Below are 24,599 nucleotides of genomic sequence, written 5' to 3' on the forward strand. Positions count from 1 at the left end.
CGAACCGGCCGCGCACCGGAATCCGGTGCGCGGCCGATGTCAGCTCAGTCGGAGCCGGGTCACTCCCCGAAGACCGGGGGAGCGGTGCGCGGCATGTCGTTCAGCCACACGTCGTCCTGCTCCTCCAGCCAGCTCTCGTGCTCCTGGTCCTCGTCCCCGGCCTGGCCCTTGCGGCCCGCACCGGCACCGGCGCCACCCATCGCGCCCATGCCTCCGCGACCACCGACCCCGGCGCCCTTCGCGCCACCGGCCCCGGCACCGCCCGCGGCCCCGGAACCCGGAGTCCCGACGCCCGCGCGGCCGCCAGCGCCGGGCTTGTTCGCGGCACCCGCGCCCGCACCGGCACCGCCGAGGCCCGCGCGACCACCAGCACCACCAGCGCGGCCACCGGCGCCACCCGCGGAACCGCCGGCGCCCACGCCCGGCATCATGCCGAGCCCGGCCCCACCGGCACCCGCGCCCGCACCGGCGCCACCAGCTCCGGCGCCGCCCGGGTTGAACGAGGGCATCGGCGAACCGGAACCGGGAGACCAGGCCGAACCGCTGCCGGACGGGGTGTCCGGGACGTTCGAGCCACCAGGACCGAACCCGGAACCGCTGCCCACGCCGCCGATCCCGCCGGTGCCACCGCCGATCGAACCCGGATTGCCGCCCGCTCCGACGCCCATCGGCGCGTTGATCGACCCGTTGCGGCCGAAGGAACCCTGGCCACCGTCACCGTTCTGCGTCGGCGGCGGATCGAACCGCGGCGGGTTCTGCACCTCGGGGCGGATGGTGTTGTCGTAGGTGTCGTAGGTCTGCTTCGCCGCCCGCGCTGCCTCAGTGGCCTCCCGCTCCTGCTTCTGCAGGTCGGTCTCGCCACCGACGAGCCAGGCGCCACCCTTCTCCAGCAGGCTGTCCGTCGCGTCAACCGGCTTGGGCTCCGGCATCGAGTTCCGGACCGTGAGGAAGCCGTCGACCTGCCGGTCGATCGACTCGCCCGCGCTCTGCGACGTCGCCTGGGCGTTGGTCAGGAAGCTCGTCATCGGCTTCGTCGAGTTGCCGAACTGCTCGGCGGCCTTGCCCTCCCACGCCACGTTCGCGTCGCGGTTCGCCGTTTCGAGCAGCTCCAGGGCGTTCCCGAAACGGGTGCTGATCGCGCCCTTCAGGTCGTCAGAAGCCTTCGACATCTGCTCCGGGCCGGCGCCCTCGTGGATCTGCTTGTACTTCAAGGGGTGGTCGAACCCCACCTCTTGCATGATCTCGTCGACGTTGCCGCCGTCGATCGGCGTGACCAGCGCGGTGCCGATCACGACGGGGACCACGGGAATCACCATTGCGGTTCCTCTCCTGAGTGTGAGAGCCGAGTCGGGCTCAGGCTGCCGGGATGTTCTTCACGGCCTCGGCGGCGATCTTGCTCGCGTAACCGCAGGCATCCTCCATCTCAGGAGTGCCGCCGGAGATCACCAGGTAGTAGACGTGCAGGCTCTGAGTATCCGAGACCCCGACCGCCAGGTTGCACAGGTTTTCGGAGAAGTTGACCTTCACTGCCGGATAACCCGCGACTTCGGTCGCCTCGAAGTTGTCGAAGTTGTCCCGACGCTCGTGAGCAGCAGTCATGCCTCCAGCGTTGGTGTTGACGTCGAGAGAGGTGTCGAACGCGCTGCTGCTGAATTCGCAGGCAGGCTCGTTGAACTCGCTCTGCCTCTGAGTCGGAGCGCCTTCCACCTGGAGCGCCGTGCGCTGTTCGGGCGTGAGCAACTGGCAGGCGTCGGTCACGCTTTTGAGATTCTTGGGGTTTTTCACCGCCAAGGCGGGGTCGACGTTCTCCGTGCTCGGCGAGGCCTGCGGAGGCGTCTGCTCTCCTCCACCGCCTACTGCGCACGAGGAGATCGCGGTGAGCACGAGGAGGGATGCGGTGAGCGCGCTGGTGCGTCGAAGCACGGAAATGTCCTTACGCCTGGTTCGGGGTGGCTGCGTCGTCGGCGGACCGGTAGTCCTGCTGGGCCGCCTTGAGCTGATCGATCTGAGACTGAATGTGATCGATGGCGCCGTTGACGACGTGGGTAATCCCGCCGTTGGAGTTACCCATGAGCGATTTGATCGCCTGAGCCGCGCTTTCGCTGACCTCGTCGTCTCCAGGAGGCTTCAAGAAGCCGGAGGCGGAGACCGTGCGGAGGATGGAGCCGAGCTCTCCCAGCGCGTCCTCGTACTTCGCGATCATGCCCGGGATGGCGTCCGTGTCGACGGAGAACGACGCCCCCGACGTCACGCCGCCGTTGTTCACGGTGGTGTTGATGGTGGCCATGCTGGTCTTACCCCCTAGTGTCACGTAGATCCGTGATCGGGCAGTAGCTTGCCAGATCACGGGCGTGCGGTGCACCGATACGACGGCGTCCGGCCGCCGTTCGTTCCCGCTGGGCGGGCCGGATCACGCGATCGGCCCAGCAGCGGGAAGTCACCAGGCGGACCTGCGCTGCGCGGCGCCCGCGAGGTCGCCGAGGACGCGGCGGAAGGTGCCGACGTCGGCCCCGGCGATCATGCGCTGGGTGCCGGAGTTGTAGATGGAGACGCGGCCGCCCTCGACGTCGACGACCTGCACGGTGTGGTCACCGCGGAACTCCTTGCGCTGCTGGTTCCACACCGTGACGCCGATCTGTCCCGCGCCGAGCTTGGTGCCGTCGAGCAGGTCGGTGGCCTTGCGGAAGCCCGCCACCTCCACGCCCCTGCTGCGCAGGCCGTGCTCCACGGCGCGCGGGTCGGTGATGCCCTTCTTCTCCACCTCGGCCATCACCGCGCGCATCTCGCCCAGGTCGATGTTGACCGGCTTCATCTTCACCGGGGGATGCTCGGGCAGCACCGAGACCAGGGCGGGGACGGCGTCCTCCGAGCGGACGCGCTCCAGGACGAGGCGATCACCGTGCATCACGCTGCGGACCGCGACCTTCCCCGCCTGGGACACGACCGCGCGCAACTCGGTGCCCTTCTGCGCGGAGAAGCGCAGGTCGTACTCGACAGCAGGGGAGCCGTAGGCGCCGACGAGATCCCACACCTCGTCGCTGACGCGGTCGGCCCGATCGACGAGACCGCGACCGCGGCAGCGATCGGCCGCCGCGTCCAGCTCGGCCCTGACGTTCCGCACCGGCGTGCCGTAGCGGCTGTACTGCAGGACCGGCGGTAACCGCTTCAAGCCTGCGTGTCCGGTGAGGACCAAGAATTCGAGGCGATCGACATCGAGCTTGGACGCCACGCGCAACTCCCCAGTTGTCGGTACTTCGCGAGCAGCAGACTAGCGAACGCACCAGAGCCACCAGGGAGCTTTCCCGCAACACCTACCCGTCGAGGCCGGACAGGCCCTTCCACGCGCCTCGCGAGCCGCGCCGCGACGCCGAGCGCTGCCAGCGGAAGACCCCGTAGCCGGTGAGCCCGAGCAGCAGGCCCGCGACGCTCGTCCAGAACTCCACGCTCCCGGGCGCGGTGACCGCGAACAGCACCACCCCGGCCAGCCACAATCCCGTCCCCGCCAGCAGCACCGGGGTCGGCTGGGCCAGCCTCCGCGGCAGCGCGGGCACGGTGCGTGCCGCCCCGGAGGGCGTCGTCGCTGGTGAGGAGGGGGTGCGTGCGCTGTCGTCGGCCACGTCCGGCAGGCTACCCGGGTAGTCGTCGGCAGGTGAGGTAGTGATGGCGGACAGCAATCCGGAGGAGCCGAGCACCGGGGGCAACGCCGGGGAACGTTCCGGTGACGAGGGCGCCCGGCCGGTTGCGGGATCGAACCGCGCTCCCGAAGATCCACGGATGAGCACAGGCGACGACACCGGAAGCTCCGCCGTCCGGCCGGGCGGCGCACTGGACCGCTTCTTCAAGATCTCCGAGCGCGGGTCCACGCTGAGCCGGGAACTGCGCGGCGGCCTGGTCACCTTCGTCACCGTCGCCTACATCATCGTGCTCAACCCGCTGATCCTCGGCAGCTTCTCCGCCGATTCGCCGACCGCGAAGCGGGACGTGCTGGGCGAGATCCTCACGGTGCCCCAGGTCGCGGCGAGCACCGCGCTCGTGGCGGGCGTCATGACCCTGCTGTTCGGGCTCGTCGCGAACTACCCGTTCGCCATCGCCGCCGGGCTCGGCATCAACACGCTGCTGGCCGTCACCATCGCCCAGCAGGTGAGCTGGGCCGAGGCGATGGGGCTCGTGGTCGTCGACGGGATCATCATCCTGATCCTGGTCGCCACCGGGTTCCGCACGGCCGTGTTCAACGCCGTGCCGCCCGCGCTGAAGGCGGCGATCGCCGTGGGCATCGGCCTGTTCATCAGCTTCGTCGGCCTGGTCGACGCCGGGTTCGTGCGCAGGTTGCCGGACGCGGCGAACACCACGGTGCCGGTGGGGCTGGGCATCGACGGCTCCATCGCGTCCTGGCCGACGGCCGTGTTCGCGTTCGGCCTGGTGCTCACCGCGGTCCTCGTGGCGCGGAAGGTGCGGGGCGGGATCCTCATCGCCATCGCCGCGAACACGGTCGTCGCGATCATCGTGGAGGCCCTGGTGCACGCGGGCCCGTCCGAGGGCACCGATCCGCGCGGCTGGAACCTCGGCTACCCGGCCCCGCCCTCGCAGATCTTCGGGCTGCCGGACCTGTCGCTGGTCGGGGAGATCTCCTTCGGCGCGTGGACGCGGCTGCCCGCGCTGGCCGCCGCGATGCTGGTGTTCACGCTGGTGCTGGCGAACTTCTTCGACGCGATGGGCACCATGACGGGGCTCGGCAAGGAAGCCGGGCTGGCCGACCGCGAGGGCAACCTGCCGGGCATCGGCAAGGCGCTCGCCGTGGAGGGCGTCGGCGCTGTGGCCGGCGGGCTGGGGTCCGCGAGCTCCAACACGGTGTTCGTCGAGTCCGCCTCCGGCATCGCCGAGGGCGCCCGCACCGGGCTGGCCAACGTGGTCACGGGGCTGCTGTTCCTCGCGGCCATGTTCCTCACCCCGCTCTACAGCGTGATCCCGGTGGAGGCCGCGGCCCCGGCGCTGGTCGTGGTCGGCGCGATGATGCTCGCGCAGATCAGGGACATCGACCTGTCCGACTTCACCGTGGCGCTGCCCGCGTTCCTCACGATCGTCGTCATGCCGTTCACCTACTCGATCGCCAACGGCATCGGGGTCGGCTTCATCGCCTACGTCGTGATGAAGGCCGCGACCGGGCAGGTCCGGAAGGTGCACCCGCTGATGTGGGTGGTCTCGGCGGCGTTCGTGCTCTACTTCGTCGCCGATCCGGTCTCCGCGCTGTTCGCGGGATGACGATCAGGACACATCCCCCCACCTGGGACGATCAAGGCACCTCCGGTCGCCTAAGCTCCGCGCATCGCGCCCGACCACGGCGTGAATGTCCGCTTTGTCGTCAAATAGTTTGGTAGACTAACGACGTGTCCGAGATCGCTGACCGTGAGCGCACGTTGGCCAGTCGGCTGCGGATGGCCTCCGTCCGGCTCAACCGCAGGTTGCGGGCGCAGAGCACCGACTCCGTCGTCACGCTCTCCCAGCTGTCCGCGCTGTCCTGCCTGCACAAGGTGGGACCCATGACACCGGGCGGGCTCGCCGCGAAGGAAGGCGTGCAGCCGCCCTCGATGACCCGGGTCATCGCCGCCCTGGAAGGCCTCGGCCTGGTGGTGCGCACTCCGCACCCCACCGACGGGCGGCAGGCGGTCGTCGACCTCACCGACGCGGGCCGGGCCCGCGTCGAGGAGGAGATCTCCGCCCGGGAGCGCTGGCTGGACGTCCAGCTGGCCGAACTCACCCAGGAGGAGCGCGCGGCGCTGAGCCGCGCCGCCGAGATCATGGAACGGATCTCGGAGCGCTAGGAGGGAGCTGAGCACGTCGGCGGCGTCAGGAGAATCGCTGCACCCGTCCGGGCCTGACCCGGAGGGTGCGAACCGCGCATCCAGCACCGGCGAGCTCAGCGGACCACCGGGTTCCCCCGAGCGGGACCCGGGCGGCGGCATGTTCGGCTCGCTGCGGGTGCGCAACTACCGCTACTACGCCTCCGGGCAGGTCGTCTCGCTCACCGGGACCTGGATGCAGCGGGCCGCGCAGGACTGGCTCGTGCTCGAGCTCTCCGGCGGCAGCGCGGCCGCGCTCGGGGTGGCGGTCGCGTTGCAGTTCCTGCCCACGCTGCTGCTCACGCTGTGGGCGGGCACCGCCGCCGACCGGTTCGACAAGCGGCGGCTGCTCATCGCGACCCAGACCGCGCTCGGCATCTGCGGGCTGCTGCTCGGGACGCTCGACGTCAGCGGGGTCGTGCGGCTCTGGCAGGTCTACGCGCTGTGCGCGCTGCTCGGGGTGTTCGCGGCGATCGACGCCCCGGTGCGGCAGTCCTTCGTGGTCGAGATGGTCGGGCCCGGGCAGCTCACCAACGCCGTCGCGCTGAACTCGATGACCTTCAACCTGGCGCGGATCGTCGGCCCGGCGCTGGCGGGCGTGCTCATCACGGGAATCGGCACCGGGTGGGTGTTCCTCGTGAACGGGATCAGCTCCGCCGCCGTCGTCGGCGGGCTGCTGCTGATGGATCCGGCGCGGTTGCACCGCGGCACGCCGCTGCCGAAGGAGCGCGGGCAGCTGCTCGCCGGCCTCCGCTACGTGCGGGGCCGCCCGGACCTCGTGGCGGTGATGGCGCTGGTGTTCTGCGTCAGCACCTTCGGGATGAACTTCGAGAGCACCTTCGCGGTGATCGCGCGCAACGTCTTCGGCCGGGACGCCGACGGCTACGGGCTGCTGGTCACGATGCTGGCCGTGGGCACGCTCTCCGGCGCGACGCTCGCCGCGCGGCGCAGCGGGCGGCCGGGATCGCGGCTGCGGTTGATGGTGCTCGGGGCGGCCGCGTTCGGCGCGCTGGAGGCGGTGGCGGCGGTGATGCCCGGCTACTGGGCCTTCGCGGTGCTCCTGATCCCGGTCGGCGTGGCGGTGATGACCTTCACGACCAGCGCGAACTCCACGGTCCAGCTGGCGGTGGACCCGTCGATGCGGGGGCGGGTGATGGGGCTCTACATGCTGCTGTTCCTCGGCGGGAAGCCGCTGGGCGGGCTGGCCTCGGGCTGGCTCGCGGAGGCGCTGGGGCCGCGGTCGCCGGTGCTGCTGGGCGGGCTCGCCTCGCTGCTCGCGGCGGTCGCCTGCGGGCTGCTGCTGCGGCGGTGGAGGTCGGGGGTTGCCGAGCCTGCGAGGTTAGGCTAACCTAATGCATGTCCGCTTCGTGGTGGGAGCGGCAGTCAGTTCGGGAACAGAGCGGGCCCCGTCTCCTCCGGGAGGCGGGGCCCGTTCGCGTCCGCCCCGACGCACCACCCGAGATTTCGCGAGAAATCGCGGCCCCGCGTGCCTGAGACGGGGAGATTTCGTGGGAAATCGCGGCCCCGTGTGCCTGGGGCGGGGAGATTTCGTGGGAAATCGCGGTGCCGTGTGCTCGGGGCGGGGAGATTTCGTGGGAAATCGGTGTGGGGGAGAGCACTTCGGGGCCTTCCCTGGGGAAGGCCCCGAAGTGTCGGCAGCAGAGCTTGTCGGAGCATCCACCGCCGGTCTGAGGGCCCGCGCGCTCCGCGGGCGGCGCCTGTGATCAGGCGGTGGGCAGCCGCAGGCCGTTGTACCCGGCGCGGGCGTCGGCGAAGCGGGCAGCGACCTCGTCCCAGTTCACGACGTTCCACAGCTGCTTGACGTAGTCGGCCTTCACGTTCCGGTACTGCAGGTAGTACGCGTGCTCCCAGATGTCGAACACCAGCAGCGGCGTGGTGGCGATGGAGAGGTTCGAGTGGTGGTCGCGCAGCTGCTGGGTGATCAGCCGCTGACCGACCGGGTCCCAGGCGAGCACGCCCCAGCCGTTGCCCTGGATCGTGGTCGACACGGCCTCCATCTGGGCGCGGAACTTGTCGAAGGAGCCGAAGTCCTGGTCGATCGCCGCCGCGAGCTCGCCGGTCGGCTTGTCGCCGCCGTTCGGGGAGAGGATCTTCCACCACACCAGGTGCAGCGAGTGGCCGGCCAGGTTGAACGCCAGCGTCGTCTCCAGGCCCACGATCGACCCGAAGTCGCCCTTGTCCCGCGCCTCGGCGATCTTCTCGATCGTGTCGTTGGCGCCCTTGACGTAGGTCGCGTGGTGCTTGCTGTGGTGCAGCTCGTTGATCTCTCCCGAGATCGCGGGCTCCAGCGCCGCGTAGTCGTAGTCCAACTCGGGCAGCACGTACTGAGCCATGGAGCGTCTCCCTGTGCGGTGTCGCTATCGGCAGTATCTGGCAATTGCAATCTAGTGGCAACTACCCTGCCGACGCAGGCCGGGGGGAGGTCGATCACACCCTCCGGGCGCTCAGTCCAGCGGCCAGGTGTGCACCGGCTCCCCCGCGTCGCTGAGCTCCAGGTACCGGCGCAGCATGATCACCAGCGCTTCCTGCCGCTCGTGGCCCTCCTGCTCCAGCCGCGCGACCACGTCCCGCTGCCAGGAGGATCCGGTCTGCTTGCTGCGGCAGCGCGCCTCGATGATGCCGAGCGAGCGCTCCCGAGCCGCGTCCGAGACCCCGCACAACCGCAGGCCCTCGTGCGCCATCGGCAGCAGGCGCCGCAGCACGAGTTCGTCGGGCGCGATCCAGCCCTCGCCCGGCCAGTACAGGTGGGAGTCCATGCCGTGCCGGGCGCCGGTGTAGAAGTTCTCCTCCGCCGCCGCGAACGACATCTGCGTCCACAGCGGGCGGTCCTGCTCGGTCAGCGCCCGCTGCGCGCCGTAGAAGAACGCCGCGTTCGCCACCACGTCCGGGACGCTCGGGCCGGAGGGCAGCACCCGGTTCTCGACCCGAAGGTGGGGGACCCCGTCCACCAGGTCGTAGACCGGGCGGTTCCAGCGCCAGATGGTCCCGTTGTGCAGCCGCAGCTCCGCAAGGGTCGGCGCCCTGCCCGCGTCCAGCGCGGCCACCGGGTCCTCCTCCTCGGGTTCCGGCAGCAGCGCGGGGAAGTAGCGCACGTTCTCCTCGAACAGATCGAAGATCGAGGTGATCCAGCGTTCCCCGAACCACACCCGGGGCCGCACGCCCTGGTTCTTCAGCTCCTCCGGCCGGGTGTCGGTGGCCTGCTGGAACAGCGGGATCCGGGTCTCGTGCCAGAGCGCCTTGCCGAGCAGGAAGGGGGAGTTGGCCCCGATCGCCAGCTGCACCCCGGCCAGGCACTGCGCCGCGTTCCAGTGCGCCGCGAAGTCCTCCGGCGCCACCTGCAGGTGCAGCTGCACCGAGGTGCAGGCCGACTCCGGAACGATCGAATCGGCGTAGCAGCGCAACCGCTCCGGGCCGCCCTCACCGAGCGGGGGGCCCTCCATGTCCAGCAGCATCTCCTCGCCCTTGGCGGTGAAGATCTGCTCGTTGAGCTGCGAGTAGCGCGCGTGGTGCGACAGCCAGCCCGGGTCGAAGTGGCTGCGCCGCAGCGTCGGCAGGGTGCCGATCAGCACCAGCTTCGCGTCCGCGTCCCGCGCCTTGCCGTCGGCGCGGCTCAGCGCCGCGCGCAGGTCCTGCTCCAGCTCCAGCGCGCCCTCCCCGGCGAGCGGGCGGGGCAGCACGTTGAGCTCGATGTTGTGCTGGCCCAGCTCGGTGGTGAACGAGGGATCGTTGATCTTCTCCAGGACCACCGAGTTCGACATCGACGGGTTCATCCGCTCGTCGACGAGGCTCAGCTCCATCTCCAGCCCCATCTGCTGACGGGGGAAGGAGAAGTCCGCCCCGGCGAGCATTCGCGCCAGCGCGTCCAGTCCGCGCTGCATCTTGTCCCGGTAGCGCTGCCGGTCCACAGGAGTGAAAGCCCGATTGGTCACGTGCCTCCCCATGCCGTCTCCCCGCTTGGTCGGCCAGCACGCCTGCTAGGTGGACACCAACCGTGACACATCGGTACCCAGCGAACCAGCGTCCAAAACGGTGTTCGAGCCGACACTCGAACACCACGCATGACCAGCGGGAAAAGTGAACTCCCGGGCTGCTGGCGGGCCTCGCGGTGATCAGTCCCGGTAGGACTCCGGCGGGCCGCGACCAGCGGCGCCGCGAGTCCTCGAGGGAGGGGAGGGGGTCGTGCCGAGGGGCCGGGGAGCCGGGCCGGACGTGCGGTCCCGGTGGCCCCGGGACCGCACGCAGCGTTGCGATCTCCGCCAATGCGGTGAGGAACGCGCCCGCGAGCCCGCCCGCCCCGCTACGGAGCGGGATCTCAGCCGCGAACCTGCTCGGGCGCCGCGGCGGGTTGGTCCGCCGAGCTCGCCACCACCTCGGCGCGCGGGCCGCGTCGGCGGCCCAGGGTGAGGAAGACCAGCATCGCGCTCACCAGCACGCCGAACATCACCGTCGCCATCGGCACCGCGGAGCCGGTCCCGCCCAGCCCGACCAGCGGGGCGGCCAGCGCGCCGACGACGAACTGGCAGACGCCGAGCAGCGCCGAGGCGCTCCCGGAGACCTCGCGGTTGTCGGCCAGCGCCAGCATCGTCGTGTTCGGCATGACGAAGCCCAGCGAGGAGATCATCACGAACAGCGCGGCCAGCAGGAACGGCAGCGGCAGGTCCAGCAGCGCCGCCCCCAGCAGCACCGCGCCCGCCGACGAAGCGGTCAGCAGCGCGCCCACCAGCAGCTGGGACTCGGTGGCCACCCGCCCGACGAGGCGCGCGTTCACCTGTCCCGCGAGCACCAGGCCGACGGCGTTGGCGCCGAACGCGAGGCTGTAGGTCTGCGGGGACATGCCGTAGATGTTCTGCAGCACGAACGAGGACCCGGAGATGTAGGCGAACATCGCCGCCATGCCGAGACCGCCGGCCAGCGCGCTGCCCAGGAACGAGGGCGCCGCCAGCAGCGCGCCGAAGGTGCGGAAGGTGCTGCCCAGCCGCGCCGGCTGGCGCCACTCGCGCGGCTTCGTCTCGGGCAGCAGGAACGCCGCCACCAGCAGCAGCACGGTGCCGAACGCGGTGAGCACCACGAACACCCCGCGCCAGGTGGTGTGCGCCAGGACCTGTCCGCCGATCACCGGGGCCAGGATCGGAGCGAGCCCGGTGACCAGCATCAGCGAGGAGAAGAACCGCGCGGCCTCCACCCCGGAGTACAGGTCGCGCACCGCGGCCCTGGCGATCACCATGCCGGCCGCGGCCCCGGCTCCCTGCAGCCCGCGCAGGGCGGCCAGCGCGTAGATCGAGCCGGACAGCGCGCACAGCACGGAGGCGGCGATGTAGATGGCGAGCCCGATCAGCAGCGGACGGCGCCTGCCGACCGAGTCGCTGATCGGACCCGCGATCAGCTGCCCGAGCGCGAGACCGAGCAGCACCGCGGTCAGCGTGAGCTGCGCCTGCGACTCGGTGGCGCCGAGCTCCCCGGTCAGCTGCGGCAGCGCGGGCAGGTACATGTCGATCGACAGCGGCCCGAAGGCCGTGAGCCCACCCAGGATGAGGGCGAACTTGGTCTTGCTGCCCAGCCGCGGCTGGGCGGCCGATCGTCGCTGCTCGGGCGGGGACTCCGCTGCGGACATGCGTCTCCTCCTCGATGACCGCCGGAGGCGCGAGGTACCGGCGGTGGTCGGTGCTGGCGGGGCCGTCGCGAGCGGGGCGCGGCTGGCGGGCCGCGGCCGGCTGGCGGGTCCGGGGACGTGCGCCCCGGGCCACCGGAGCGCGGCCGGACGACGGCAACAGCTTGCTGGTAGCAACTAACAACCGGAACGTTCTCGTTATGCCCGGGTTTTCGGGACGCCGCTGTGAGGTCGATCATCCGAGCTCCGGGGCCCGGCGAGATCGCGACACCGTTCCGGCCCGGGCAACACCGAATGCGAAACTGTTCCCGTGGCGCACGTGCTGGAGGTGACCGACGTCGACGACCCGAGGGTCGACGACTTCCGGGACCTCGCCACCGCCGACCGCCGCCCGGACCGCCCCGGTGGGCGCGGGCTGGTGATCGCCGAAGGTGTCGTGGTGGTGGAGCGCTTGCTGGACTCCCCGTACCCGGTGCGCGCGCTGCTCGGCGTGCGCAGGCGGATCGCGGCGCTCGCCGACCGGCTCGACGGCGTGGACGTGCCCGCCTACATGGTGCCCCCGGACGTGATGAGCGGCATCGTGGGCTTCCACCTCAACCGGGGCGTGCTCGCCGTCGCCGATCGCGCGCACCTCGCCGAGGCGGACGAGCTGATCGCCGCCTCCCGCGCGCTCGCCGTGCTCGAGGGCGTCGGGGACCACGAGAACCTCGGAGCCCTGTTCCGCAACGCCGCCGCGTTCGGCGTCGACGGGATCCTGCTCGGCCCGGGCTGCTCCGACCCGCTGTACCGGCGCAGCATCCGCGTGTCGATGGGCCACGTGCTGCGCGTCCCGTTCGCGCACCTCGACGACTGGCCCGGCGGGCTGGGGAAGCTCGCCGCGCACGGGTTCCGCACCGCCGCGCTCACCCCGCGCGCCACCGCCACGCCGCTCGCGGAGGCCGGGCTCGACGAGGGCCGGGTGGCGGTGCTGCTCGGTTCCGAGGGACCCGGGCTGACCGAGGACGCCATCACCGCGGCCGACGTGGCGGTGCGCGTCCCGATGAGCCCGGAGGTGGACTCGCTCAACGTCGCCACCGCCGGCGCCGTCGTCTTCCACGCACTCGGCGGAACGCGATGAGGGGAACCGCGCGGCGTCCTCCCTGGGAACTGCGGGTGCGCCGGGGTCGGGCCGTGCTGGTGAACCGGCCGGGGCCCGCCGCCGGGGAGCAGGTCCGGGAGTACGACCCGGCCGGGCTCGCGCTGCCCGTCTCGCTGGTCGAGGACCTGCACGAGTGGGCGCACGTGGTGCACGCCGTGGCGCCGGACCAGGTCATCGCGGGGGAGAGCTCGGCGACCCTGATGTCCCGCCGCGGCCGCCAGCTCGCGGCCCGGCTCGCCGCCGAGACCGGGGGTGAGGTCGGCTACTGGGATCCCTCGCGGGGACGGCTGAGCCGCGTCCGGGGAGCCGCTGCGGCCGGTCGCGCGGAGCCGACGCCGTGGACGACCGGACTCCCGATCAGCGCGGTGGTCGCGGCGATCGTGGCGGTCTCGCTGGTGGTGGTGAGCTTCGGTCTCGCCGAGGTGAACTCGCTGCTGGCGGTGCTGGTGAACGTCGTCGTGGTCGGCGGCTTCGCCCCGTCGATCTGGCTCGGCCGCCGCCTTCCGCTCTGGCGCTGGGGCGCCCTCGGCGCGGCCCTCGGCGTCACCGCCGCCTGGCTGGCGCTGCTGCTGTCCACCCTGGGCTGAAGTCGCCCCGCCCGGAGCCGTCCTGCCCGGAGCCGTCCTGCCCGGAGCCGTCCTGCCCGGAGCCGTTTTGCCCGGCGAACCGCGTCGTGCGGAGGCACACCGCCCGCCGCCCGGGGGCGCGCCGCTCAGCGGTTCCGCTGCTGCGGAGGTGCCGGATCATCGGTGGGAGCGGACTCCCAGCAGCACGTCCTCCCAGGACGGGACCATCGGGTGATTCTTGCGGCGGCGGGCCGGTTCGGTCTTGCGAGCGGCCTCGTCCTCGACGGCCTCGAGGTCGTCCTCCCCGGCCTGCTCGGCCAGCGGGGCCGAGGGCTCCGGCTCGGGGGACGGCGCGGGGACCACGCCCTCCAGGTCCAGCGGGGGGATCGCGGGCAGGGACTGCTTGGCCGGAGCGGGCGGCGCGGTGTCCTCGACGGGCTCGGCCAGCTCCTGCCCGGCCTCGTCGAACCCCAGCGCCTCCCTGGCCAGCGCGGTCACCGGGCGCACCGTGCGCAGCGTCCGGTTCGGCGAGGGGTCCAGCAGGTCGACCGCGTGGTCGTCGATCGGGGCGACGGTGCCGCCGTGCGCTCCCGGGTGGAAGACCCAGTGCGCGCGGTTCTCGGAACGCCCGGCCTGCCACTGCAGCCGGACGACCCACTTGCCGTCCTCGCCGCGCCAGGCGTCCCAGCTCGCGTCGGTGAGGTCGTGCCCGCGCATCCCGAAGGTGTGCGCCACGACCTCCCCGAGGGTCTGCACGTCGGGGCCGTCCTCGCGGACGGGGTGGGCGCGCTGCGAGCGCTCGGCGATCTGCGCGCGCTCCAGCAGCACCGGGTAGGCGTAGCGCTCGACCCGCTGCTCGGGGATGCCCGCGGCGGCGGCGACTTCCTCGACCGAGGCGCCGGCACGCACCCGGGCCTGGATCTCGCGGGGGCGCATCTGCGCCTCCATCTCGATCTGCACCTGGCCGAGGCGGGTCAGGTCACCGCGCGCGGCCGCCCGCAACCGCTCGTCGGCGGGCACGGAAAAGCGGTCGCCGTTCTCCGGGTCCTCGCAGATGACGGTCTCACCGTCCTCGTCGAGCCCGACAACCCGCAGCGCACGCATACGCCAGCCTCCCCGGTCGTTGTCACCAAGCTGTGACCGTAACCCGGCGTGCCCTCTTGACGGGGGAGGCACGCCGGGTTCGGTGTCGCTTCGTGACCATCCTCTCCCTCACCGATCTTGCCTGAACAGCGGTCGACATGCGATCTCGTGGCGAGATCCGACCACCGTTTTGATCACAGCAAGTGATCAACAGCCGGTTCGGGTGACACGGATGTGCCGGTCGTCATGGTGCGGCGGCCGACCGGGGGAGATGGACGCGCCGCGCTCAGGAGAGCTGCGAGACCACCCAGTCGATGGACTTCGTCAGCGCGGTGACGTCGTCCGGCTCGATCGCCGGGAAGGTGCCGACGCGGAGCTGGTTGCGGCCGAGCTTGCGGTACGGCTCGGTGTCCACCACGCCGTTCGCGCGCAGCGCCTTCGCGATGGCCGCCGCGTCGACCGCGTCGTCGAAGTCCAGCGTCACCACGACCTGCGAGCGCTTCGCCGGGTCCTGGACGAACGGCGTCGCGTAGCTCGACTCCTCCGCCCACCGGTACAGCCGCTGCGAGGACTCCCGGGTGCGCGCCGAGCACCAGTCCAGGCCGCCCTGGGAGTTCATCCAGTCGATCTGGTCGGCCAGCAGGAACAGCGTGGCCACCGCCGGGGTGTTGTAGGTCTGGTCCTTGCGGGAGTTGTCCAGCGCCGTCGGCAGCGACAGGAACTCCGGCACCCAGCGGTCGCTGGCGCCGATCTCACCGATGCGCTCGATCGCGGCCGGGCTCATCGCGGCCAGCCAGAGCCCGCCGTCGGAGGCGAAGGACTTCTGCGGCGCGAAGTAATAGACGTCCACGTCGGAGGCGTCGAACGGAAGCCCGCCCGCGCCGGAGGTGGCGTCGACCGCGATCAGCGCCCGCTCCGAACCCGCGGGGCGGGTCGGCGGCACCATGACGCCGGTGGAGGTCTCGTTGTGCGCCCAGCCGATCAGGTCGACACCCGGGTCCGAGACGGGAGCCGGGGCGTCGCCGGGCTCGGCGGAGACGACGATCGGGTCGGCCAGGAAGGGGGCGCCCTTGGTGGCCTTGGCGAACTTCTGCGAGAACTCGCCGTAGGTCAGGTGCAGCGAACGCTCCCGGACGAGGCCGAAGGTCGCGGCGTCCCAGAACGCGGTGGTGCCGCCGACCCCGAGCACGACCTCGTAGCCCTCCGGCAGCGAGAACAGCTGTCCCAGGCCCTCGCGGACCCGTCCGACCAGCGACTTCACCGGCTTCTGCCGGTGCGAGGTGCCCATCACCGCGGCGCCCTCGGAGGCCAGCCGGGCGAGCTGCTCGGAGCGGACCTTCGACGGGCCGCAGCCGAAGCGGCCGTCGGACGGGAGCAGCTCGCTGGGCAGCTTCAGGGTGGTCGGGTCGGTTTCGGCCTGCGTCATTTCCGGCGCCTCCGGGTGCTTGTCGGGTCGGCTTGTCTCGCGGGCGCCCCGGAACCGGGCAGCGCCCGGGTGCGTGGGCCCGCGTGCGGTGGACGGGTTCGGCGGAGTCCCGGTCGCCGCGGGGGACCGGCGCCGTTGCCGGTTCCGGCTCGGTGCGTGGCGCGACTACGGGTGCGATGGTCCATCCCGGTGCGCCGCGCGGGTGGCGGAGCCGTGGGGCAACTTACTGCGCGGGGACGTCTTTGGCCAGCAACCGGCCCGTCATGTGATCGAAAACTGGCGCCGTGACCAGGTGTTTTTCCGATGGCCCGCCGGGAGCGGCGTGGCGACGCCCGCCCGGCGGGCCGAACGGTCGGTCAGACCGCGGCGGGCAGGGCGGCGACGGAGTCCCAGCCCTCGACCTGCCGCGGGGAGCGGGGCTCCGGGCCGACGTAGTGCGCGGAGGGGCGCACCAGGCGTCCGGTGCGCTGCTGCTCCAGCACGTGCGCGGACCAGCCCGCGGTGCGCGCGCAGGTGAACATCGCGGGCATCATCTCGGTCGGCACCTCGGCGAAGTCCAGGACGACCGCCGCCCAGAACTCCACGTTGGTCTCGATCTGGCGGTCCGGCCGCCGTTCCCGCAGCACCGCCAGCGCGGCCTGCTCCAGCTCGGCGGCGGCCTCCCAGCGCGGTGCGCCGAGCCGCTCGCAGGTGTTGCGCAGCGCTCGCGCCCTCGGGTCCTCCGCGCGGTAGACGCGGTGCCCGAAGCCCATCAGCCGTTCGCCGCGGTCCAGGACGGATTCGACGACGGTGCGCGCGTTCCCGGTGCGCTCGGCCTCGGCGAGCATCGGCAGCACCCGGGCCGGGGCGCCGCCGTGCAGCGGCCCGGACATGGCGCCGACCGCGCCGGACAGCGCCGCGGCCACGTCCGCGCCGGTGGAGGCGATCACGCGGGCGGTGAAGGTGGAGGCGTTGAGGCCGTGCTCGGCGGCCGAGACCCAGTAGGCGTCCAGGGCCTGCACGTGGACCGGGTCCGGTTCGCCGCGCCAGCGGGTCAGGAACGCCTCGGTGAGGGTGCGGGCCTCGGCGACGCGCGCGGCGGGGACCTCGGGGAGGTCGCCGCGCGCCGACTGGGCCACGTAGGAGAGCCCGAGCGCGGTGCTGAGCGCGAGCTGCTCGCGAGCCTCCTCCGGGCCGATGTCCAGCAGCGGGCGGAACCCGCGCGCGGGGGCCAGCATCGCGATCGCGGCCTGCGCGTCGGCCCTGACGTCGCCGGTGCGCACCGGCAGCCGCGCGTCCCCGGCATCCGGCATCCCGAGCCCGAAGCGCCCGTCCACCAGCAGCTGCCACACGTCCCCGAACGACACCTTGCCCGCGAGGTCCTCGATGTCGACGCCCCGGTAGCGCAGCGCACCGCCGTCCCGGTCCGGTTCGGCGATCTCCGTCTGGAACGCCACGACGCCTTCCAGGCCCGGGCGGAAGTCCGAAGTGCTCATGGTTGCCTCGTCTCCTCGTTGAGTCGGTGGGTGGGCCGTGCGCCCGGGGGCGCGCGGCGGGACGTGGCGGGGTGCATGAGCACGAGCGGGACCGGTCGCCGCCTGTGCCGTGGCGGTAACCCTGCACCCGGTGCGCGGCCGGTGGCAATCGGTGCCGAGGCCGCCGATGGTGAAGATCACACGGCGGATCGCGCCCGCGAGCGGTGACCATCCTGGAGGAGCGGTGTTGAACAGGCGCAATTCCGGCCGCGCGTAGTTCCCGGCGACGCGCCGAGGACCCGCCGCCGCTCCTCCTCCCGAGCCGGGGAGGTCGCCGCGCGGCACCGGCGCCGCCCTCGCGCTGCCCGGGTCGGGCCGCCGCCGGGCGGTGACCGCGCGACACCACCCGGACGCAGCAGTGCGCCACCCGGAAGCGTCGACTCCACCGCCCGGGCACCGCGCTCCGGAGGGGCCACCGCGAGCGGGCCGGTCGAACCGGACCGCCCGGTGCTGCCATTCGGGTGTGCCGACGGTCACTGCATCGTTCGCGGAATCGATCGGGACGTCCCGGCCGGTTCGGCCCGCGTTCCGGATCCGTTTACCGTCGTACCCGGTGCCGCGGCGCACCGCGGTGGCCGCGCCGACCTCGTCGCCTCCTCCCCGCGTCGCCGCCCACCGGGAACACCAGTCGGTCAGGAGGGAAGAACGGATGTCCGAAAGCACCGCGAGCACCGGCACCTTGTCCTCGATGCGCGTCTCCTACGAGGAGGGCTCCCTGCTGGAGGGACTGCTCGCCGACACCTGGCACGACCAGCTGCGGATCTGGTTCGACGAGGCCGTGCGGGCGGAGGTGCAGGAGCCGAACGCGATGGTGCTGGCGACCGCGGACGCCGACGGCTTCCCGTCCTCGCGCACCGTGCTGTGCAAGGGCTTCGACGAGCGGGGGCTGGTGTTCTTCACCAACTACACCTCGTCCAAGAGCCACGACCTGACCGCGACCCGGGTGGCCGCCGCGACCTTCCCGTGGCTGGCGTTGCAGCGCCAGGTCAACGTGCGGGGCTCGGTGGAGAAGGTGCGCTCGGACGAGACCGCGGAGTACTGGGCAGCGCGCCCGCGCGGCTCGCAGCTCGGCGCCTGGGCCTCGCCGCAGTCCCGGGTGGTCTCCGGGCGGGAGGCGTTGCAGTCCTCGCTGAACGGGATCGAGCGCCGGTTCGCCGAGGCCGAGAAGGTGCCGGTGCCGCCGCACTGGGGCGGCTGGCGGATCGTCCCCGAGTCGGTGGAGTTCTGGCAGGGCCGCCCGGACCGGCTGCACGACCGGCTGCGCTTCCGCCGCGCGAACGACCGCTGGACCGTCGAGCGCTTGGCCCCCTGATCGACGAGGCCGGTGCACCGCTCCCGCCGCGGGTGGCGGGAGCGGTCGCGCGGCGGCCGGGTGCGTCACGAGAGTTGTTTCCTTAGCCTGGCTCACGGCTAGGCTGGCCCCTCGTGGATCAGCACACCGGCACCGAGCGCCCCCGCCGATCCTGGCGGGCGCTCCTGGGCAAGATCGTCCTCGACACCCGGCCGCTGAAGTTCCCGGCCTACCGCCGGTTGTGGACCTCCAGCATCGTCACGGCCGTCGGCGCGCAGTTCAGCGCGGTCGCGGTGCCCAAGCAGCTCTACGACCTGACCGGCAGCTCCGCGTACGTGGGCCTGGCCGGGATCTTCGGGCTGGTCCCGCTGCTGGTGTTCGGGCTCTGGGGCGGGGCCGTCGCCGACACCGTGGACCGGCGGAAGCTGCTGCTGGTCACCAACTCCGGGCTCGCGGGCACCGCCGTGCTGCTGTGGCTGGTGGCCGCCTCCGGGACCGGCTCGGTGTGGCTGGTGCTGGTGCTGTTCGCGTTGCAGCAGACCTGCTTCGCGGTGAACATGCCGACCCGCAGCGCCGCCATCGCCCGGCTCATCCCCGCCCCGCTGCTGCCCTCGGCGCAGGCGCTGGGCTCCACGGTGTTCCAGCTCGGTTCGGTGGTGGGGCCGCTGCTGGCCGGGGTGCTGCTGCCGCTGCTCGGGCTGTCGGTGCTGTACCTGGTGGACGCGCTCGCGCTGCTGGTCGCGGTGTGGGCGGTGTTCCGGCTGCCCGCGCTGCCGCCGCGGGAGGGGGCGCCGACGAAGGCCGGGCTGCGCTCGGTGATCGACGGGTTCCGGTACCTGGCGGCGCACTCGGTGCTGCTGGCCTCGTTCCTGATGGACATCATCGCGATGGTCTTCGGAATGCCGCGCGCGCTGTTCCCGGAGCTGGCCGAGCGGGTCTACGGCGATCCGCCCGGTGGCGGGGTCGCGCTGGGCTGGCTGTACGCGGCGATCCCGCTGGGCGCCTTCGTGTTCGGGGTGCTGTCGGGCTGGCTGCACCGGGTGGCGCGGCACGGCATCGGCGTCACGATCGGCGTGCTTGTCTGGGGCGTGGCGATCATCGGCTTCGGGCTCTCGGACTCGCTGTGGCTCGGAGTGGTCTTCCTCGCGATCGGCGGGGGAGCGGACCTGGTGAGCATGGTCTACCGGAGCTCGATGTTGCAGGCGGCGGCGACCGACGAGATGCGCGGCCGGATCCAGGGCGTGTTCACCGTGGTGGTGGCGGGCGGTCCCCGGCTGGCCGATGTGCTGCACGGCTCCGGCGGGGCGGCGCTGGGCGCGCAGCCGGCGATCGCCGCGGGCGGGATCCTGGTGGTGGTGTGCGCCCTCGGGGCCGCGCTGCTGCTCCCGGCCTTCTGGCGCTACCGGGCGCCGGTCGGGTGAGGGCGTCGCTCCGGTCGGCGAAGCCGGGGCGGCACCCGCGGCCTCGATGACGATCAGGTGACGGGCGGCTGGAGATTTCCACCGGACGGGTTTCGGCCGCGTTGCCCGCGACGCGAGGAACGAGCAGCTCACGCCGGGTCACTGCGGCATTCGGCCGAAACCGGTGCGTCCGGTGGCGCAGGCCGTCCACCAGGGGTGCCACACGATCGCTCCAGGTCGACCGGCACACTCTCCAGCCATGGCGAACGACACGACCGTGGACAACGACGCGCCGGACGGCGCGCAGCCCGGCCTGAAAAAGGTCATGGGGCCCAAACTGCTCTTGTTCTTCGTAGTGGGCGACATCCTCGGCACTACGGTGTACTCCCTGACCGGCAAGGTCGCGGGCAAGGTCGGCGGCGCGCTGTGGATCCCGTTCGTGGTCGCGTTCGTCGTCGCGTTCCTGACCGCGTGCAGCTACCTGGAGCTGGTCGGCAAGTACCCGAAGGCCGGTGGCGCGCCGCTGTACGTGCACCGCGCGTTCGGCATCCACTTCATCACCTTCATCATCGCCTTCGCGGTGATGTGCTCGGGGATCACCTCGGCCGCCTCCGCCGCGCAGGCGTTCAGCGGCAACTACCTGGAAGAGGTCTTCCCGGGCGTGGGCCCGGTCGCCATCGTGGTGGCGCTGGCGTTCCTGGTGCTGCTCGCCCTGATCAACTTCAGGGGCGTCGGTGAGTCGGTGAAGATGAACGTCGTGCTCACGTGCGTGGAGCTCGGCGGTCTGGTGATCGTCATCGTGTTCGGCGCGATCGCGCTGACCGTCGGGAGCAGCGACCCGGCGGTCGCCCCGGACCCGGGCCGGCTGCTGGAGTTCAACCCCGAGTCCAGCCCGCTGCTGGCGGTCACCTCGGCGACCGCGCTGGCGTTCTTCGCGATGGTCGGCTTCGAGGACTCGGTGAACATGGCCGAGGAGACCCGGAACCCGGCGAAGATCTTCCCGCGCGCGCTGCTGCTGGGCCTGTCGATCACCGCCGCGATCTACCTGATCATCGCGGTGATCACCTCGACGCTGGTGCCGACCGCCGAGCTGGCCGAGACCGACGCGCCGCTGCTGCTGGTGGTCAAGGCCGCGGCACCGTGGTTCCCGCCGGTGCTGTTCTCCATCATCGCGCTGTTCGCGGTCACCAACACCGCCCTGATCAACATGCTGATGGCGAGCCGCCTCGTCTACGGCATGTCGAACGAGAAGATCATCCCCTCGGTGTTCGGCCGCGTGCACCGCTCCCGGCAGACCCCGTGGGTCGCCATCCTGTTCACCAGCGTCCTGGCCGTGGTCCTGGTGAGCCTGCTGGACATCGAGGACCTGGGCAGCACCACCTCGCTGCTGCTGCTGGTCGTGTTCGCCATCGTCAACGTCGCGGTCCTGGTGCTGCGCAAGGACGTCGTCGAGCACAAGCACTTCAAGGCCCCCACCTGGGTGCCGGTGCTCGGCGCGGTGCTGTGCCTGTTCTTCGCCAGCCCGCTGTCCGGCCGGCCGGTCGCCGAGTACCTCGTCGCGGGCGGGCTGCTGCTCATCGGCGTGGTGTTCTGGGGCGTCAACCGGTTGATCTCGGGCCGCGTGGACTTCGACCCGAACAAGCTGGGCAAGTAGGACCGGAAGGTTCCGGGCAGAGCCCCGTCGCGCGGTGACCGCCGCGCGGCGGGGCTTTCTCGTGCCGCCGCCGACCGGGGCTGCGGGGTTCTAGAGTGGATGCCGTGAATGATCCAGTCGCCGCCACCGGCAGGCAGTTCGAGATCGCCCACGGCCCGGCCCGGGCCGTCGTCACCGAGGTCGGCGCGGGCCTGCGCCTGTTCGAGGTGGACGGGGTCCCCTACTCGGAGACCTTCGACGCCGACGAGCGGCCGCCGGGCGGGGCGGGCGCGGTGCTGGTGCCCTGGCCGAACCGGGTGGCCGACGGCCGCTGGAGCCTGGAGCGGGAGCCGCAGCAGCTGGCGCTCACCGAACCCGCCAGGCAGAACGCCATTCACGGCCTGCTGCGCCACACGCCCTGGACCGTCGTGGAGCACGCCGAGTCGACGGTGGTGCTGCACGCGATGGTGCCGGCGCAGCCGGGTTGGCCGGTGCCGCTGCTGACCTCGATCGGCTACGCGCTGGACGATTCCGGCCTCACCGTCACGCACACGGTGGAGAACCTGGGGCGGCGCGCGGTGCCGTTCGGCGTCGGGGTGCACCCGTACCCGCGCGCCGGGCTCGCCGAGACCGACGAGTGCGTGCTGCGGCTGGCGGCCTCCTCGGTGCTGCCGGTGGATCCGGAGCGCCTGCTGCCGGTGCGCCCGCCGCGCGCGCTGGAGGGCGACGAGCAGGACTTCCGCCGCGGCCGCCGGCTGGCGGGCGTGCTGCTGGACACCGCGTTCGGCGGTGCGGAGCCCGCACCGGGCGACTCGCTGGTCCGGCACTCGCTGACCGCGCCCGGCGGTGGTGGCGTGGAGCTGTGGGCGGATCCGGTGTTCAAGTGGGTCCAGGTCTACACGAACGACGAGTTCCCCGGACGCGGCCGGGCCGTCGCCATCGAGCCCATGACGTGCCCGCCGGACGCGCTGAACTCCGGCACCGACCTGATCACCCTCCCGCCCGGGGAGAGCTGGATAGCCCAGTGGGGCCTGCGCCCCTTCTGAGCCGAGGAGCCGGGGGGAGGGCGCCCGCCCGTCTTCCGGGCGGGGCCCTCCACCGGGATCAACCCTTCGCGAGGTGCCGGGCGATGACGAGGCGCTGGATCTGGTTGGTGCCCTCGAAGATCTGCAGCACCTTCGCTTCCCGCAGGTAGCGCTCGGCGGGGAAGTCGCGGGTGTAACCCGCGCCGCCGAGGACCTGCACGGCGTCGGTGGTCACCTTCATCGCCGCGTCGGTGGCCACCAGCTTCGCCACGGAGGACTGCGCCCCGAACGGCCGGCCCGCGTCGCGGCGCCGCGCCCCGTCCAGGTAGGCCGCGCGGGCCGACTGCACGGCGGCGGCCATGTCGGCGAGCAGGAACTCGACGCCCTGGAACTCGATGATCGCCTTGCCGAACTGGGTGCGCTGCCGCGCGTAGTCCACCGCGAGGTCCAGCGCCGCCTGCGCGAGGCCGACCGCGCACGCGGCGATGCCGAGCCGGCCCGAGTTCAGCGCGTCCAGCGCGATCGACAGGCCCTCGCCCTCCGCCCCGATCAGCCGCTCGGCCGGGACCCGGGCGTCCTCGAAGCGCAGCTCCGTGGTGGGGGAGCCGGTGAGGCCCATCTTGCGCTCGGGTGGTGCGGCGCTGAGCCCGGGCGCGTTCCCGTCCACGAGCAGGCAGCTGATCCCGCGCGGTCCGTCGTCGGAGGTCCGCGCCATCAGCGCGTAGAAGTCCGCGACCCCGCCGTGGGTGATCCAGGACTTGGTGCCGGTGATCCGGTAGTCCGCGCCGTCGCGTTCGGCCCGGGTGCTCAGCGCGGCGGCGTCGGACCCGGCGTGCGCCTCGGACAGCGCGTAGCCGCCGAGCAGCTCGCCGCCGATCAGGTCCGGCAGCCAGCGGGCCCGCTGCTCGTCGGTGCCGTGCCGGGCGAGCGGGTAGCAGGACATGGTGTGCACGGAGAGGCCGACGCCGACGGTCATCCACGCGCTGCTGATCTCCTCCAGCACCTGCAGGTAGACCTCGTAGGGCTGGCCGCCGCCCCCGTGCTCCTCCGGGTAGGGCAGCCCGAGCAGGCCGGAAGCGCCGAGCAGCCGGAACGCCTCGCGCGGGAACTCCGAGGCCTCCTCAGCGCGCGCCGCGGCGGGGGCGAGCTCGTCGCGGGCGATCTCCGCGGTGAGCGCGAGCAGATCGGTGGCGTCCTGGCTGGGCAGCAGTCGGTCGACGGCCATGCGGCGCTCCTGGGGTGGCGGGGCCAGTACTGGAACTAGTACTGCAGGACCGCTCAGAGTACTGACGGCGTGTCGGGCGCGCCAGGCCCGGAGGGCCACCGGACGGCCGCGCTGTGGCAGTCTCAGCGGCATGACTCCTCCCGCCCCGGACCCGCGGACGCGCGCGGCGGTCGGCCGCGCGGGGCGGTCCGCGCCGGAGCAGCGCCGCGCCGACCTGCTCGACCGGCTGTGCGCGCTGTTCCTGGCCGAGGGGTTCGCCCACTTCACGCTCGACGAGCTCGCCGCCCGGCTGCACTGCTCGAAGTCGACGCTCTACACGCTCGCGGGCAGCAAGGAGCAGCTCGCGGTCCGCGTCGTCGGCCAGTTCTTCAAGAACGCCACCGCCGGCATCGAGCGGGCCGTCGCCGGGACCGCTGACGTCCGCGCCCGGATGCGCACCTACCTGGACGCCGCCGCCGAGCAGCTGCGCCCGGCGTCCCGCCCGTTCATGGCCGACCTGGCCGCGAACCCGGCCACCCGCGCGACCTACCAGGCCAACGCCCGCGCCGCGGCCGACACCATGCGCCGCTACATCCGCGACGGGGTCCGCGACGGCGTGTTCCGCGAGGTGCACGCCGCGTTCGTCGCGGAGATGGTCGGCGGCACTATCGGCGCCATCCAGCGGGGTGAGATCGCCGAGCGCACCGGCCTGTCCGACGCGGAGGCGTTCGCGGAGCTGTCCCAGTTCCTGCTCCGGGGCCTGTTCGATCCGGCCGCCGACGAGCACCGGATCACCCAGCCCGCCGCGGAGCGCACCGGTCCGCGGCAACCGACCGGCCGGCCGTAGCGGCCG

General features: G+C 72.3%; 22 protein-coding genes. 10 read left to right on the top strand and 12 right to left on the bottom strand.

Going from position 1 to position 24,599, the window contains the following annotated elements; all coding sequences use genetic code 11:
* Positions 1-59: 59 nt before the first annotated feature.
* The 5 genes from ACL03H_RS05295 to ACL03H_RS05315 form a co-directional block, all read right to left on the bottom strand.
* Entirely contained in the window at positions 60-1,316 is a 1,257-nt protein-coding gene (locus ACL03H_RS05295) for a PPE domain-containing protein (protein WP_412809940.1), read from the bottom strand.
* 37 nt (positions 1,317-1,353) lie between these two features.
* Positions 1,354-1,923: a DUF3558 domain-containing protein gene (locus ACL03H_RS05300; RefSeq protein WP_412809941.1), complete on the bottom strand. Its 570-nt coding sequence runs from the start codon at positions 1,921-1,923 to the stop codon at positions 1,354-1,356.
* Between the two features lie 10 nt (positions 1,924-1,933).
* A complete protein-coding gene (locus tag ACL03H_RS05305; RefSeq protein ID WP_412809942.1) occupies positions 1,934-2,287 on the bottom strand; it encodes a hypothetical protein in 354 nt (117 codons plus the stop codon).
* Positions 2,288-2,437: 150 nt separating this feature from the next.
* Positions 2,438-3,229: an ESX secretion-associated protein EspG gene (locus ACL03H_RS05310; protein ID WP_412809943.1), complete on the bottom strand. Its 792-nt coding sequence runs from the start codon at positions 3,227-3,229 to the stop codon at positions 2,438-2,440.
* Positions 3,230-3,311: 82 nt separating this feature from the next.
* Positions 3,312-3,617, bottom strand: a complete 306-nt coding sequence (locus ACL03H_RS05315) for a DUF2530 domain-containing protein (RefSeq protein ID WP_412809944.1) — start codon at positions 3,615-3,617, stop codon at positions 3,312-3,314.
* Positions 3,618-3,774: 157 nt separating this feature from the next.
* On the opposite strand from ACL03H_RS05315, the gene ACL03H_RS05320 reads away from it, so the two are divergent.
* The 3 genes from ACL03H_RS05320 (at position 3,775) to ACL03H_RS05330 (ending at position 7,185) form a co-directional block, all read left to right on the top strand.
* Positions 3,775-5,259 carry an NCS2 family permease gene (locus ACL03H_RS05320; protein WP_412809945.1) on the top strand — a complete coding sequence of 495 codons (1,485 nt, stop codon included), beginning with the start codon at positions 3,775-3,777 and terminating at the stop codon, positions 5,257-5,259.
* A gap of 125 nt (positions 5,260-5,384) precedes the next feature.
* Positions 5,385-5,819: a MarR family winged helix-turn-helix transcriptional regulator gene (locus tag ACL03H_RS05325; protein ID WP_412809946.1), complete on the top strand. Its 435-nt coding sequence runs from the start codon at positions 5,385-5,387 to the stop codon at positions 5,817-5,819.
* Between the two features lie 139 nt (positions 5,820-5,958).
* Complete coding sequence (locus ACL03H_RS05330; RefSeq protein ID WP_412809947.1) at positions 5,959-7,185, top strand: MFS transporter; 1,227 nt, start codon at positions 5,959-5,961, stop codon at positions 7,183-7,185.
* Between the two features lie 376 nt (positions 7,186-7,561).
* Here ACL03H_RS05330 and ACL03H_RS05335 read toward each other — a convergent pair whose 3' ends face one another.
* The 3 genes from ACL03H_RS05335 to ACL03H_RS05345 form a co-directional block, all read right to left on the bottom strand.
* Positions 7,562-8,191 carry a superoxide dismutase gene (locus ACL03H_RS05335; RefSeq protein ID WP_412809948.1) on the bottom strand — a complete coding sequence of 210 codons (630 nt, stop codon included), beginning with the start codon at positions 8,189-8,191 and terminating at the stop codon, positions 7,562-7,564.
* Positions 8,192-8,302: 111 nt separating this feature from the next.
* Complete coding sequence (locus ACL03H_RS05340) at positions 8,303-9,799, bottom strand: glutamate-cysteine ligase family protein (RefSeq protein ID WP_412809949.1); 1,497 nt, start codon at positions 9,797-9,799, stop codon at positions 8,303-8,305.
* 371 nt (positions 9,800-10,170) lie between these two features.
* Positions 10,171-11,469 (bottom strand): multidrug effflux MFS transporter, encoded by a 1,299-nt coding sequence (locus ACL03H_RS05345; protein ID WP_412809950.1) that lies wholly within the window; start codon positions 11,467-11,469, stop codon positions 10,171-10,173.
* A gap of 307 nt (positions 11,470-11,776) precedes the next feature.
* Between ACL03H_RS05345 and ACL03H_RS05350 the strand changes: the two genes are divergently transcribed.
* Both ACL03H_RS05350 and ACL03H_RS05355 read left to right on the top strand, forming a co-directional pair.
* Positions 11,777-12,583 (top strand): TrmH family RNA methyltransferase, encoded by an 807-nt coding sequence (locus tag ACL03H_RS05350; RefSeq protein WP_412809951.1) that lies wholly within the window; start codon positions 11,777-11,779, stop codon positions 12,581-12,583.
* Between the two features lie 35 nt (positions 12,584-12,618).
* Positions 12,619-13,191: a DUF2537 domain-containing protein gene (locus tag ACL03H_RS05355; RefSeq protein WP_412809952.1), complete on the top strand. Its 573-nt coding sequence runs from the start codon at positions 12,619-12,621 to the stop codon at positions 13,189-13,191.
* Positions 13,192-13,347: 156 nt separating this feature from the next.
* Here ACL03H_RS05355 and sepH read toward each other — a convergent pair whose 3' ends face one another.
* The 3 genes from sepH to ACL03H_RS05370 form a co-directional block, all read right to left on the bottom strand.
* Complete coding sequence (gene sepH, locus ACL03H_RS05360) at positions 13,348-14,274, bottom strand: septation protein SepH (protein ID WP_412809953.1); 927 nt, start codon at positions 14,272-14,274, stop codon at positions 13,348-13,350.
* Positions 14,275-14,539: 265 nt separating this feature from the next.
* Entirely contained in the window at positions 14,540-15,679 is a 1,140-nt protein-coding gene (gene serC / locus ACL03H_RS05365) for a phosphoserine transaminase (RefSeq protein ID WP_412809954.1), read from the bottom strand.
* Between the two features lie 356 nt (positions 15,680-16,035).
* A complete protein-coding gene (locus ACL03H_RS05370) occupies positions 16,036-17,154 on the bottom strand; it encodes a citrate synthase 2 (protein WP_412809955.1) in 1,119 nt (372 codons plus the stop codon).
* A 688-nt stretch (positions 17,155-17,842) separates the two neighbouring features.
* Between ACL03H_RS05370 and pdxH the strand changes: the two genes are divergently transcribed.
* The 4 genes from pdxH to ACL03H_RS05390 all read left to right on the top strand — a co-directional run bounded on the left by pdxH (position 17,843) and on the right by ACL03H_RS05390 (position 22,563).
* The gene (gene pdxH / locus ACL03H_RS05375; RefSeq protein ID WP_412809956.1) at positions 17,843-18,505 is read left to right on the top strand and encodes a pyridoxamine 5'-phosphate oxidase; all 663 of its coding nucleotides are present in this window, start codon (positions 17,843-17,845) and stop codon (positions 18,503-18,505) included.
* 113 nt (positions 18,506-18,618) lie between these two features.
* Positions 18,619-19,905: an MFS transporter gene (locus ACL03H_RS05380; RefSeq protein WP_412809957.1), complete on the top strand. Its 1,287-nt coding sequence runs from the start codon at positions 18,619-18,621 to the stop codon at positions 19,903-19,905.
* A gap of 238 nt (positions 19,906-20,143) precedes the next feature.
* Positions 20,144-21,538, top strand: coding sequence for an APC family permease (locus tag ACL03H_RS05385; protein ID WP_412809958.1), 1,395 nt, complete (start codon positions 20,144-20,146; stop codon positions 21,536-21,538).
* A 104-nt stretch (positions 21,539-21,642) separates the two neighbouring features.
* Positions 21,643-22,563 carry an aldose 1-epimerase family protein gene (locus ACL03H_RS05390; RefSeq protein WP_412809959.1) on the top strand — a complete coding sequence of 307 codons (921 nt, stop codon included), beginning with the start codon at positions 21,643-21,645 and terminating at the stop codon, positions 22,561-22,563.
* Positions 22,564-22,621: 58 nt separating this feature from the next.
* Here ACL03H_RS05390 and ACL03H_RS05395 read toward each other — a convergent pair whose 3' ends face one another.
* The gene (locus ACL03H_RS05395) at positions 22,622-23,767 is read right to left on the bottom strand and encodes an acyl-CoA dehydrogenase family protein (RefSeq protein ID WP_412809960.1); all 1,146 of its coding nucleotides are present in this window, start codon (positions 23,765-23,767) and stop codon (positions 22,622-22,624) included.
* Positions 23,768-23,897: 130 nt separating this feature from the next.
* Between ACL03H_RS05395 and ACL03H_RS05400 the strand changes: the two genes are divergently transcribed.
* Positions 23,898-24,593 carry a TetR/AcrR family transcriptional regulator gene (locus ACL03H_RS05400; RefSeq protein WP_412809961.1) on the top strand — a complete coding sequence of 232 codons (696 nt, stop codon included), beginning with the start codon at positions 23,898-23,900 and terminating at the stop codon, positions 24,591-24,593.
* Positions 24,594-24,599 lie beyond the last annotated feature (6 nt).

This window comes from Saccharopolyspora antibiotica, from assembly GCF_047200635.1.
Lineage (GTDB): Bacteria > Actinomycetota > Actinomycetes > Mycobacteriales > Pseudonocardiaceae > Saccharopolyspora_C.

Bases quoted from the DNA above. Each gene is read 5' to 3' on its own strand.
- ACL03H_RS05370 (WP_412809955.1), bottom strand. From the start codon at position 17,154: ATGAGCACTTCGGACTTCCGCCCGGGCCTGGAAGGCGTCGTGGCGTTC.
- ACL03H_RS05345 (WP_412809950.1), bottom strand. From the start codon at position 11,469: ATGTCCGCAGCGGAGTCCCCGCCCGAGCAGCGACGATCGGCCGCCCAG.
- ACL03H_RS05340 (WP_412809949.1), bottom strand. From the start codon at position 9,799: ATGGGGAGGCACGTGACCAATCGGGCTTTCACTCCTGTGGACCGGCAG.
- pdxH (WP_412809956.1), top strand. From the start codon at position 17,843: ATGTCCGAAAGCACCGCGAGCACCGGCACCTTGTCCTCGATGCGCGTC.
- ACL03H_RS05395 (WP_412809960.1), bottom strand. From the start codon at position 23,767: ATGGCCGTCGACCGACTGCTGCCCAGCCAGGACGCCACCGATCTGCTC.
- ACL03H_RS05335 (WP_412809948.1), bottom strand. From the start codon at position 8,191: ATGGCTCAGTACGTGCTGCCCGAGTTGGACTACGACTACGCGGCGCTG.
- serC (WP_412809954.1), bottom strand. From the start codon at position 15,679: ATGACGCAGGCCGAAACCGACCCGACCACCCTGAAGCTGCCCAGCGAG.
- sepH (WP_412809953.1), bottom strand. From the start codon at position 14,274: ATGCGTGCGCTGCGGGTTGTCGGGCTCGACGAGGACGGTGAGACCGTC.
- ACL03H_RS05305 (WP_412809942.1), bottom strand. From the start codon at position 2,287: ATGGCCACCATCAACACCACCGTGAACAACGGCGGCGTGACGTCGGGG.
- ACL03H_RS05320 (WP_412809945.1), top strand. From the start codon at position 3,775: ATGAGCACAGGCGACGACACCGGAAGCTCCGCCGTCCGGCCGGGCGGC.
- ACL03H_RS05400 (WP_412809961.1), top strand. From the start codon at position 23,898: ATGACTCCTCCCGCCCCGGACCCGCGGACGCGCGCGGCGGTCGGCCGC.
- ACL03H_RS05385 (WP_412809958.1), top strand. From the start codon at position 20,144: ATGGCGAACGACACGACCGTGGACAACGACGCGCCGGACGGCGCGCAG.
- ACL03H_RS05295 (WP_412809940.1), bottom strand. From the start codon at position 1,316: ATGGTGATTCCCGTGGTCCCCGTCGTGATCGGCACCGCGCTGGTCACG.
- ACL03H_RS05330 (WP_412809947.1), top strand. From the start codon at position 5,959: ATGTTCGGCTCGCTGCGGGTGCGCAACTACCGCTACTACGCCTCCGGG.